The organism is Parashewanella tropica (assembly GCF_004358445.1).
Taxonomy (GTDB): Bacteria; Pseudomonadota; Gammaproteobacteria; order Enterobacterales; family Shewanellaceae; genus Parashewanella; species Parashewanella tropica.
The window spans coordinates 941,360-953,226 of the sequence record NZ_CP037951.1; the positions used below are offsets into that span (position 1 = coordinate 941,360).

Below are 11,867 nucleotides of genomic sequence, written 5' to 3' on the forward strand. Positions count from 1 at the left end.
CGACTCTGTTTGTAACAATGCATTTTGTGATGATCAAAGTTACAACATTTATTTAAATTTTCAAGTTGAAAATTTATGTTTTAGTTGATAAATATCAATCAAATTAGAATTTGAAAACTTATCTTTATGATTTTAACGAATATTTTCTTTTTGAAAATTTATTGCTGTAGCTTCAATCTGTGAAGCATGTTGAGTGCTATTGGTGTGTCTTTCAAAAAATGACCCATAACGCTGACATTATGGGTCATGATATTGAGGTTAATCAGTTGCAGTTTTTTTGCGACTGTAAACAAACCCTGCGACGACAAGTAGTCCACAAAACAGCAAAACTGGTAATTGGCCGAGTCGATAAAATAGAGTTTCCCCTTTCATTAACGGAACTTCTGCTTGCAAAACACCGGTTTTAAATTGAGGCAATTGTTCTGTGATTTTGCCTTGAGGGTTTACGATTGCAGTAACGCCGTTATTCGTGGCTCTTAGTACAGGCTTACCCAGCTCAATCGCTCGCATTTGAGCGATTTGCATATGTTGCAATGGACCGATTGAAGTCCCAAACCAAGCGTCATTAGATACAGTTAGGATCACATCACTATTGGCTTTAAGGTTATCTCTTACCTGTTCAGGGAAGGTAATTTCAAAGCAAATGGCGGGTGTAATGTGATAACCCAAAGCAAGTAAATCTGGCTGAACATAACTCCCACGAGTGAACGAAGACATGGGTAAGTCAAACAGAGGTGCTATGGGTCTTAACCAATCCTCAAACGGGACAAATTCACCAATGGGTAATAAGTGATGCTTTTTATATTCGTTACTTCCATGCAGGACATAATCACCGTGAGCTTGCTGCTTTTTATGCATATTGCCCAGTACAATTAAGGCATTGTAAAAGGTAGTTTCAGAGGTTTGACTAATAATGCCTGTTACAATCGCGCTATCGTTGAGGTTGGCGGATTTATTGGCTGTAACTAAAAAATCATCAACTAAATGCTCGGGAGCAGGAACTGCGGCTTCTGGCCAAATTATCACATCAGCATCGTAATTCTCTCGGGTTAAATCCATGTACTTGATCATGGTTGGCCATAGCATTTCAGGATGCCATTTAGTGCTTTGGGGAATATTCCCTTGCACCATTGCCACCTTCATGGTTTTGCCACTTGCGGTGACATTCGAAAATTGAGGCGAAATGAAGATAAGAACCACAGCTAAAGGCAAACAAATCGCCGTCGATTGCCAACGCTTTTTAAATAGTTGTGCCAATGCACCAGCGATAAAGATGATAAGGAAGCTTAAGCCAATGGCACCAAAGCCCGCGGCTATTGGAGCAAGTGGACCTTCAGTTTGGCTGTAGCCCGCCCAAAGCCAAGGGAATCCGGTTAATACCCAGCCTCTTGCCCACTCCATCAGTCCCCATAATGCTGGAAAGAGTAAAACATCATGTTGCCAACCACTTTTTGGAGAAAGTCGACGGCTTAGGTATCCAGTTAGTGCGGGAAACAGTGCCAAATACAGTGCAAGTAACGCCATTAATAGCAGCGAGGCGATTAGTGGCATTCCGCCATATTCCGCCATGCTGACATGAACCCAGCTAATGCCGACAACAAAGTAACCGAAACCAAAACTGAGCCAATGTACAAAGCTTTGCTTAGCATTGAGAGAGTGACCTAGGTATAAAGCGATAGCAAATGCTACGGGCAATACACCCCAAAGATCATAAGGAGCGAATGCAAGAGTACAACTGCTACCAGCTAAAAAAGCGGCCACTAAGCGTGTCCACTTGTGGCCGTGTAATTTAGAAATAAAACTCACTTAAGTTTGATCCTTCAAAAACTTAACTCTTAATTGATTTAAACGGCGAGTATCAGCACTGGTGACTTTAAAGTTAATGTTACCTATGGTGATGTCTTCGTCACGCTCAGGTAAATGACCGAAAGCATGAGAGACTAAACCGCCAACGGTATCAAATTCTTCATCACTGAACTCGGTGCCAAAATGCTCGTTGAAGTCATCAATTGGCGTTAATGCTTTGACCATATAAGCCGAGTCATTGATTTTGCGAATTTCGCATTCTTCTTCACTGTCGTGATCAAACTCGTCTTGGATTTCACCGACGATTTCTTCAAGAATATCTTCAATGGTCACTAAGCCTGAAACACCGCCATATTCATCAACAACGATGGCCATGTGGTAACGCTCACTGCGGAATTCTTTTAATAGAATATCAACGCGTTTTGACTCAGGAACAACAACCGCAGGACGAATCACTTTACTGAGATCAAATGGTTCATCACTTTGATTAAAGCCGTATTTGAGTAAATCTTTGGCTAGGAGAATACCTTCGATGTGATCCTTATCATCATTGATCACAGGAAAGCGTGAATGAGCAGAGGAAATAACGGTATTGAGAAGCTTTTCAATGGAGTCATCAATGTCTAAAGTGACGATTTGAACGCGCGGGATCATAATATCGCGCACTCGTAAATCCGACACTTCTAAAACACCTTTGATCATTTCTCGAGTGTCTTCGGTGATTAAATCGCGTTCTTCAGCGTCTTCAATCACATCAACGAGTTCTTCTCGGTTTTGAGGTTCGCCCTGAAACAGTTGGCTTACTTTATCAAACCAGCCCTTTTTCTGGGCGTGGGTACTCGGGGGGATATCGTCATTCATAGTCTTTCATTAGGTCGATAATAGACCTATTATTGTTCCTTATAAGGGTTTTCAAATCCTAAGCTTTCAATCAGCTCAGTTTCTAACGATTCCATTTCTTCGGCTTCGTCGTCGTCAATATGGTCATACCCTAGCAAATGCAAACAGCCATGTACAACCATGTGTGCCCAATGGGCTTGTAGTGGTTTATTTTGTTCTTCAGCTTCTTTTTTTACCACATCAGCGCAGATTATTAAATCACCAAGTAGTGGTAAATCAATACCTTCTGGTGCTTCAAATGGAAAAGATAACACATTAGTGGGTTTGTCTTTTCCCCGGTATTGATGGTTTAGCAGCTGACTTTCATCCGATTCAACAATGCGAATTGTCAGTTCTGCAACCGACATATGGGGTTGGATAGCTGTGCTCGCCCAAAGTTCAAACTCAACTTGCGATGGTAAATTGGGCGCATCACAAGCCAGTTGTAAATCGACATCAAGCTTCATTTATGTCGCCTTCTGCTTGTTGCGCTTTCTTTTCGGCTTGTTCGCGACGTGCTTTAGCGGCTTGCTGGTTCATGTCGTGTTCTTCGTAAGCTTCAACAATACGAGCCACAACAGGGTGACGAACCACATCGTGTGATGCAAAGAAATTGATGCTGATTTCATTGACCTTACTTAGCACTTCAATAGCATGACGCAGACCAGACTTAGTGTTGCGAGGTAAGTCGATTTGGGTAACATCACCTGTGATCACTGCGCGAGAATTAAAGCCAATACGGGTTAGGAACATTTTCATCTGCTCAACCGTGGTGTTTTGGCTTTCATCCAAAATAATAAAGGCATCGTTTAGAGTACGGCCACGCATGTAGGCCAGTGGTGCGACTTCGATCACGTTACGCTCAATCAAACGTTCCACTTTTTCAAAGCCCAGCATTTCAAATAAAGCATCATAAAGTGGGCGAAGGTAAGGATCGACCTTCTGGCTTAAATCACCCGGTAGAAAACCGAGTTTTTCGCCAGCTTCAACTGCTGGACGAGTAAGAAGAATACGACGCACTTCTTGGCGTTCTAGCGCATCTACTGCGGCTGCAACTGCTAAGTAAGTTTTACCCGTTCCCGCAGGACCGACACCAAACGTTATATCGTGACGGACAATGTTAGCCACATATTGGCGTTGGTTTGGGTTTCTTGGTTTGATGACACCGCGCTTGGTTTTGATAAACAGCTCTTTATCGTCAGCACTGTCGTAGGCTTCAACTGAAACCGCTTCTTGAATCGCAATATGCACTTGCTCAGGTTCGATATCAGGCGTGCTGCCACGAACAGGCTGAGTTTCAACGTACAAATCACGCAATAAATTATTAGCAGTTAAGGTATTTTGCGGTTGCCCAACAATAGTGAAATGGTTATCACGATAGCTGACTTCTACACCAACTCGGCGTTCGATTTGTTTGATGTTATCGTCAAAAGGACCACAAAGTGAAGCTAGACGGCGTGGTTCGGCAGGTTCTAAGTACAGATTTAACGTAGTCAGTTTACTGGACAAGCAAGGCTCCAAAAGTCGTTTGTGTTCGCGTTGTTATCTTATCAAAGTTGATAAAAAAGGGCAGTGTTACTGCCCTTAAGTTTAGTTAATTTTTTTATCACTGACTTGATAAGTAAATAATTTAGTAAACGGTTAAGGAACAATAGTGTGAACGCCAACTGAAACGCACGTCCATGTGCTGACGACCGTGACATCCTGTCACGGACGGTTGTCTTATCACACTATTGCTCCTATCAGTAATTCGTTGGAACTTACTTCAATCACTCATCAAGTACAGAAATAATTTAAGGCTGAAATGTTCCAACACCTAAATCATCTTCGGTTTTATGCTTTGCCAGCACGTCAGATGGACGTAGTTCACGGCGAAGATCCATATCTTCTTCAGCGCGCACAAACTTACCACGAAGCGAGTTGGTGTAGACATCAACAATTTCAACATCTACAAACTTACCAATGTGCTGAGGTTGTCCTTCAAAGTTAACCACGCGGTTGTTTTCAGTACGACCACGAAGTTCCATTGGGTTTTTAACCGATGGACCTTCAACCAAGATACGCTGCACTGTTCCCATCATGTGGCGGCTGTAGCGCATGGCTTGTTGAGTTATGCGGTCTTGTAGAATAGTCAGACGTTGTTTTTTCTCTTCTAAATCGACATCGTCAGGTAAATCAGACGCTGGTGTACCTGGGCGAGCGCTGTAAATAAAGCTAAAGCTGTGGTCGAAGTTAACATCTTCAATCAGCTTCATGGTATCTTCGAAATCCTGCTTAGTTTCACCCGGGAAACCAATGATGAAGTCAGAGCTGATTTGAATTTCAGGACGAGCTTTGCGCAGACGGCGAATAATCGACTTATATTCAAGTGCCATGTGACCACGCTTCATTGCCGCAAGAATACGGTCTGAACCCGACTGAACAGGTAAGTGAAGGAAGCTGACCAGCTCAGGGGTATCGGCATACACATCAATGATGTCCTGAGTGAACTCGATTGGGTGGCTGGTGGTGAAGCGAATACGGTCGATACCATCAATCGCGGCAACATAGCGTAGTAATTCTGCAAAAGTACAGATATCACCATCAAAGGTTGCACCACGGTAAGCATTTACGTTTTGACCAAGTAGGTTTACTTCACGTACGCCTTGTTCGGCAAGCTGAGCCACTTCAAGAATTACGTCATCTAAAGGACGACTGACTTCTTCACCACGCGTGTATGGCACTACGCAGAATGAGCAGTATTTACTGCAACCTTCCATGATAGAAACAAATGCGGTTGGCCCCTCTGCTTTTGGCTCTGGTAGGCGGTCGAACTTCTCAATTTCTGGGAAGCTAACATCAATAACCGCTTTTTCACCACGCTTAACTTGGTCAACCATTTCTGGTAAACGGTGCAAGGTTTGTGGGCCGAAGATTAAATCAACACATTGAGCACGCTCTTTAATGTGTTTACCTTCTTGTGATGCTACGCAGCCGCCTACACCAATGATCAAGCCTGGTTTTTTGTCTTTTAGGTTTTTCCAACGTCCTAACTGATGAAACACTTTTTCCTGTGCTTTTTCACGGATAGAACAAGTATTCAGTAGCAGCACGTCGGCTTCTTCTGCTTCGTCGGTTAGGGTATAACCTTCGTATTCATCCATTAAATCGGCCATCTTAGCTGAGTCATACTCATTCATTTGACAGCCCCAGGTTTTAATGTGGAGTTTTTTACTCATCAGTTTGTGTTACTCATACCTCAAAAAATAGCGGCATATTTTACCGCCAGATTTCCCGCCTGACCAGCTTTTGTACGCAGTAGAGTGTGATTTAGCTAAAAATACTTGAGTTGAATGCTCAGATTTAACTTCTGATTTTATTTATCGCTATGAATTTTAATTAATTTGAAAATGACGTAACTAAGTATAAATTCAAAGTTATTTGACGCTCTAAACCTAATTTAAGTGGATGTGCTATGTCTGAAGCGATAGCTGCGAGATTAAACGAAAACTTAACGGTTGCTTATAACCTGTTGAGTGCTGTATGCAAAAGAGGCTCGATTCAGGATGGAGATATAGTACAAATACAAACCCGACATGGACTCACTTCCTATCGGATGAGGATGATTGGCAATCGTTGTTGTGACGTTAACAGACAAAGTGATTCTATGCCGGAAGCTTTTCCTTTAAGGGTTGCAGATATTATTTCTACTTCCATTTGTAAGTATTTTGAAATAAGGACATCAGATACCATTATGTCTGTATACAATCAGTGTGATGGTAATCTTTTTCGAACAGTTAAAATGTTAGGTGGTTTAGAGTCATTGGCAAAAGAGGATGAATCTGATCTTAGAACTCCTCTACAACACGCGATTATGGCTATAAATGAGGCTGGTAGCGAGGATGAAAAACAAAGAGCTAGGGAAGGGATGCAATTTGTTCTTAGCAAAGGTAAGTGCTGTCCAGAGAGAATGGATCAATTCGGACAAACAGAGCTTCATACAGTAGCGGAGCATGGCTACAGCCAACTGATACCAACATATAGAAAGATACTAGAGCCACATAGACTGTCCACATATAACAGGGAAGGCCTTACTCCTTTACATCTTGCTGTTTGGAATGGGCATACTGAAACGGTAATAAGCTTGCTGGAATGTGGTGCTGATGTTAATGCAAGAACTAACCCTAATATCCCTGGTTTTAATGAAAGTGCCGTTGATTTCGCGATAAGTAAGCTTGACTATAAAATGCTACAAGTTCTTTTATCGTATGGGGCAACACCTACCTTTTCTGTTTCTGAAGGTTGCCGCTACTCTCCAATGGAAAGGCTAGAGAGAATATACTCACTCAAAATAGAAGAGCGTCATTTAAATCGAGCACAAAAAGCACAATTACTTGATGCTTATCGACATATTAAAAAACAATTGAAAGAACACTTTCTTAACAAGGTATTCGCTGAGGTGTAAACTAAGCCAAATTTCCTAAGGCTTGAAACTGATGACAACTGATTCTCAACTTAAATACAAAGATGCCATTGTGATTGGTGGTGGCATGGTGGGTGCTGCAACAGCGCTTGGGTTAGCACAGTTGGGACTCTCTGTTTCAGTCATTGAAAGTGTTGCACCGCAACCCTTCGAGGAAAATCAGCCATTAGACGTTAGAGTGTCGGCGATTAGTGCGGCGTCTGAAAAATTACTGAATCGTTTAGGTGCTTGGGAAGGCGTATTTAATAAGCGCCATGCGGTTTATCGTGGATTAGAAACGTGGGAGTTGGATGGGTTCATCACTCAGTTTCATTGTGAACAAATTCATGAAGAACATTTAGGGCATATTGTTGAGAATCGAGTTATCCAGCTTGGTCTGTGGGAACAGCTCCAACAAATGGATAATGTGGAAATGCTTTGTCCTGAAAAAGTCAATCAATTTGAATACCAGCAAGGATCGTTTCAGCAGGTTAAGGTCAGCCTTGAATCAGGAAAACAGCGCATTGCCAATTTATTGATTGGTTGTGATGGGGCTAATTCGAGTGTACGTCAATGGGCTGGTATCGGCATTACTGGTTGGGACTATAAGCAATCTTGTATGCTGATTAACATTGAAACTCAAACAACACAACAAGATGTGACATGGCAGCAATTTACGCCTAATGGTCCTCGCAGTTTATTACCTCTGCCGGGTAATCATGCTTCGTTGGTCTGGTATGACTCTCCACAAACCATCGCCAAATTAATGCAATCAAATCCTGTGCAATTGGCTGAGCAAATTAGAGCTCATTTCCCAGAGCGATTAGATCCTAATTTTATTGTATTAGATAAAGGTGCCTTTCCATTAACACGTAGACATGCCAACCAATATTATGCCGATAATGTAGTGATATTGGGAGATGCAGCGCATACCATCAACCCGCTTGCAGGGCAGGGAGTGAATTTAGGTTTTAAAGACGTCGATGCCCTATTGTCAGTGGTAGCCAAAGCATTAGGGGACAATCAAATCTGGTATCAAAGCTCAGTATTATCTGAATATCAAAGCTTAAGATATAAAGATAATTTGATGATGCAAACCGGTATGGATGTGTTTTACAAAGCCTTTAGTAATAATGTTATGCCTATTAAAGCGATAAGGAATTTGGCATTGAAGGTGGCAAATATCGACTCACCAATTAAACAGAAAGTGCTCAAGTATGCCTTAGGTTTTTAATTTTTAAGCCAGCACTCTTCATTTCGACTACAGAAATAGCAGTTCAATATAGGACCAATAGGATTCTATACACCTATTGGTTCACTCTCCCAAGCTTCAACTTTTGATAACTCCTTTATCTATGTCTTTTATGAAAGAAAAATTTCACATTGAATATTAGTTTTTTCTAATGTAATTTATATTAGAAATATCTAATATTGGTATCCCATGAAAGATCTCATTACCAACATAGCGTTACACAGACCAAAAACGATTTACGTCATTATGTTATTGGTCACTGCACTTAGTTTAGCCATGTTTCCAAAGATACAGATTGATACCGATCCTGAAAACATGCTATCTGCAAGTGATCCTGCACGTTTGTTCCACAATCAAGCGAAACAAGCATTCGCCATGTATGACATGATTGTGATTGGTGCTGTAAGTCATAGTAATTCTGGAATTTACAACCCTAACTCACTGGCTGAACTCAATAAATTATCCCGCTTTATTCAGTCCATTCAGCATGTAAGAGCCAGCGATCAACTTTCACTCGATACCGTCGATAACATCACTCAGGCTGAGCAAGGTGGCATACGATTTCAGTGGTTGATGAAAACTGCGCCGAAGACTCAAGAGCAGTCAAATCAAATACGAAAAGCGGTGGAGCGCTTGCCTTTACTGGCAAATACCTTAGTGTCAAATGATGGCAAAGCCGCAGCCATTTATGTCGCAGTTGAAAATAAAAAGTACAGCTATCAAATTGCTGAGAACATTCGTCAATTCCTGCCAAGTTTGAATTCCTCTGACGAGTATTACATCACGGGCTTACCGGTTGCCGAAGATCAATTTGGCAGTGAAATGTTTGTACAAATGGCAATAGCCGCCCCTTTAGCTGGTGTGGCTATTTTTATTTTGATGTGGTGGTTTTTTAGAAGCTTGCCGTTAGTGATAGGTCCAATGATTGTGGCGATGGCAACCGTGATCATCACTATGGGCGCTCTCATTGGCATGGGCTTTACCGTTCATATAATGTCGTCAATGATTGCGATTTTCTTGATGCCCATTGCGGTGGTGGACTCAACCCACATTCTTTCTGAATTTGCCGATCACTACAGAAAAGATCAAGATGCTAAAAATGTCATTAAGAAAGTGATCAAAGAGCTGTATAAGCCGATATTGTTTACGTCGTTAACTTCGGCCGTGGGCTTTTTATCCTTGACGTTAACGCCAATTCCGCCTGTAAAAGTCTTTGGTAGTTTTATCGCCTTTGGGATTTTATTGGCCTTTATTCTGACGATTTTCTTTATTCCTGCCTATATCGGTCGAATGTCTCCTCAAGCGTTAGCCAATTTGCAACAAGCCATGAATCGTAAGGGAAAATTAGATAGTGTTGTTGCTAAAATCGGAGCTGGGGCTGTTGGCAAGCGTAAGTTGATACTGGTTACATTTGTGAGTTTATTTGCCATTAGTCTTATTGGGATAAGTAAAATTCAAGTTAATGACAATCCGATCAATTGGTTTAAACCCAGTCATGAAATTCGCGTTGCCGATAAAGCTCTGAACCAGCATTTTGCAGGCACTTATGATGCTTGGTTGGTACTTAATTATGATGATGACAATAAGCAACAGTCGATAAATCAATTACGTAGGCTGCTACAAACTCAGCAGTTGAATGACGAAGATATTCATCAAGCACTGAACCATGCGCGTCGCGATAATGATCCACAATGGTTGCAATCGTTAGCGACCTTGATTGACGACAAAATGTTTGATACCGAAGGTGAGCAGCTTGGTAAATTGGAGTCATTGCTAGCGACTGTCGATAAACTCAAATCACAACAGCAACAATTCTTATCGCCCAAAATTCTTAATTGGATGGAAGGGCTAAATCAGGCTTTGGTTGATTCGCCTTTAGTCGGCAAAGTCAACGGACTGCCAGATATTATCAAAACAGTTAATCGAGAACTAAAAGGTGGCGAGCCGCATCACTTTGTTTTACCAAGTACTCAACCTGCAATTGCCCAAACACTGTTGCAATATCAATCGTCGCATCGCCCACAAGATCTTTGGCATTTTGTCACTCCGGATTATCGCTCAAGCTTAATGTGGTTGCAGCTTACCAGTGGTGATAACCAGCATATGTCAAAAGTGATTGATTTTGTGGATGGCTATGTAAAGCAACGCCCATTACCTGAAGGGATTTCCTTAAATTGGGCGGGTAAGGCTTACATCAATGTGATTTGGCAAAAAGCCATGGTCAACGGAATGTTGGAGAGCTTGCTGTCATCGTTTTTGGTGGTGTTTTTGATGATGGTATTGCTGTTCCGCTCAATAAAGTACGGACTATTGGCCATGCTGCCACTCACACTCACCATTACCATGATATACGGGCTGATTGGCTGGATTGGTAAAGATTATGACATGCCTATTGCGGTACTTTCAGCTTTGACATTAGGCTTATCGGTGGACTTTGCTATCCACTTTATTGAACGGTTTAGAGTGAACTTAGCCCAGTTTGGCTCAGTTTCTGAAGCCCTAAAAGCCATGTTTGAAGAGCCCGCTAGAGCCATTTCTCGCAATGCCATCGTAATTGCTGTTGGGTTTACTCCGCTGTTATTTGCCCCTTTAGTTCCATACATCACCGTTGGTTTATTCCTCGCCAGCATCATGGCGGCTTCTGCTTTAGTGACTTTATTAGTACTGCCAGCCATTCTCTCATTCAAAAGGAGCAAAGTATGAAAATGATTCAATTATTAGGTTTTGCCTTGCTTTCATTGGTTAGCTTTACAAGCAGTGCCGAGAAGTTAACGGCGGATGAGATCATTCGTAAAGCGAACTTAAGTTCTTATTATGCGGGGGACGATGGTCGAGCTGAAGCCAGAATGAAAATCACGGATGCTCAAGGAAGAACACGATTACGCCAATTCACTATTTTACGAAGAGATGATGAAGATGGTGGTCAACAACAAATGTTGGTGTTTTTCTCGCGTCCAACGGACGTTAAAAATACCGCTTTTCGAGTGATCCGCCAACCTGAAACGGATGATAGTCGTTGGTTGTATTTACCAAGCTTAGACTTGGTAAAACGCATTTCATCGGGAGACAAACGGACATCGTTTGTGGGGGCAGATTTCTTTTACGAAGACATTTCTGGTCGTAACACCAATGCTGATACTCACAAATTACTGAAAGATAATGGTGAGCAATTCCATTTATCGAGCACACCGAAAGATCCATCATTGGTTGAATTCAGTCGTTATGAGTCATGGATTGATAAGCAAACATTCTTACCTATGTTGGTTAAGTATTACGACCAAAATGGCAAGCTATACCGCCAAATGAAAGTGCTAAAAACCAAAGTGATTCAGGGACACCCCATTGCAGTGAGTGCCGAAATGAAGAACTTTGACACTGGCAGCACTACCTTAATGCAAATGCGTCGGATCAAATTTGATTTGGGGTTACCACAAGCCATTTTCTCTGAACGTAGCATGAAAAATCCTCCGATTAAGTGGTTGAGGTAAA

The 11,867-nt window shown here is 41.8% G+C and carries 9 protein-coding genes; 4 read left to right on the forward strand and 5 right to left on the reverse strand.

Annotated elements, in window-relative coordinates:
• Window positions 1-258: 258 nt before the first annotated feature.
• The 5 genes from lnt to miaB all read right to left on the reverse strand — a co-directional run bounded on the left by lnt (window position 259) and on the right by miaB (window position 5,903).
• Window positions 259-1,806, reverse strand: coding sequence for an apolipoprotein N-acyltransferase (gene lnt / locus E2H97_RS03905; protein ID WP_133405918.1), 1,548 nt, complete (start codon window positions 1,804-1,806; stop codon window positions 259-261).
• Window positions 1,807-2,667, reverse strand: coding sequence for a CNNM family magnesium/cobalt transport protein CorC (corC, locus tag E2H97_RS03910; RefSeq protein WP_133405919.1), 861 nt, complete (start codon window positions 2,665-2,667; stop codon window positions 1,807-1,809).
• 29 nt (window positions 2,668-2,696) lie between these two features.
• A complete protein-coding gene (gene ybeY / locus E2H97_RS03915; RefSeq protein WP_133405920.1) occupies window positions 2,697-3,152 on the reverse strand; it encodes an rRNA maturation RNase YbeY in 456 nt (151 codons plus the stop codon).
• Window positions 3,142-4,194, reverse strand: coding sequence for a PhoH family protein (locus E2H97_RS03920; RefSeq protein ID WP_133405921.1), 1,053 nt, complete (start codon window positions 4,192-4,194; stop codon window positions 3,142-3,144). Before E2H97_RS03920 ends, ybeY begins: the two co-directional genes overlap by 11 nt.
• A gap of 284 nt (window positions 4,195-4,478) precedes the next feature.
• Window positions 4,479-5,903 (reverse strand): tRNA (N6-isopentenyl adenosine(37)-C2)-methylthiotransferase MiaB, encoded by a 1,425-nt coding sequence (gene miaB / locus E2H97_RS03925; protein ID WP_133405922.1) that lies wholly within the window; start codon window positions 5,901-5,903, stop codon window positions 4,479-4,481.
• 236 nt (window positions 5,904-6,139) lie between these two features.
• Here miaB and E2H97_RS03930 point away from each other — a divergent pair, with 236 nt between their 5' ends.
• The 4 genes from E2H97_RS03930 to E2H97_RS03945 all read left to right on the forward strand — a co-directional run bounded on the left by E2H97_RS03930 (window position 6,140) and on the right by E2H97_RS03945 (window position 11,866).
• Entirely contained in the window at window positions 6,140-7,129 is a 990-nt protein-coding gene (locus tag E2H97_RS03930) for an ankyrin repeat domain-containing protein (protein WP_133405923.1), read from the forward strand.
• 31 nt (window positions 7,130-7,160) lie between these two features.
• Entirely contained in the window at window positions 7,161-8,360 is a 1,200-nt protein-coding gene (locus E2H97_RS03935; RefSeq protein WP_133405924.1) for an FAD-dependent monooxygenase, read from the forward strand.
• A gap of 207 nt (window positions 8,361-8,567) precedes the next feature.
• The gene (locus tag E2H97_RS03940; protein ID WP_133405925.1) at window positions 8,568-11,081 is read left to right on the forward strand and encodes an efflux RND transporter permease subunit; all 2,514 of its coding nucleotides are present in this window, start codon (window positions 8,568-8,570) and stop codon (window positions 11,079-11,081) included.
• Entirely contained in the window at window positions 11,078-11,866 is a 789-nt protein-coding gene (locus tag E2H97_RS03945) for an outer membrane lipoprotein-sorting protein (protein WP_133405926.1), read from the forward strand. The genes E2H97_RS03940 and E2H97_RS03945 overlap by 4 nt, the downstream gene beginning before the upstream one ends.
• Window position 11,867: the final 1 nt, after the last annotated feature.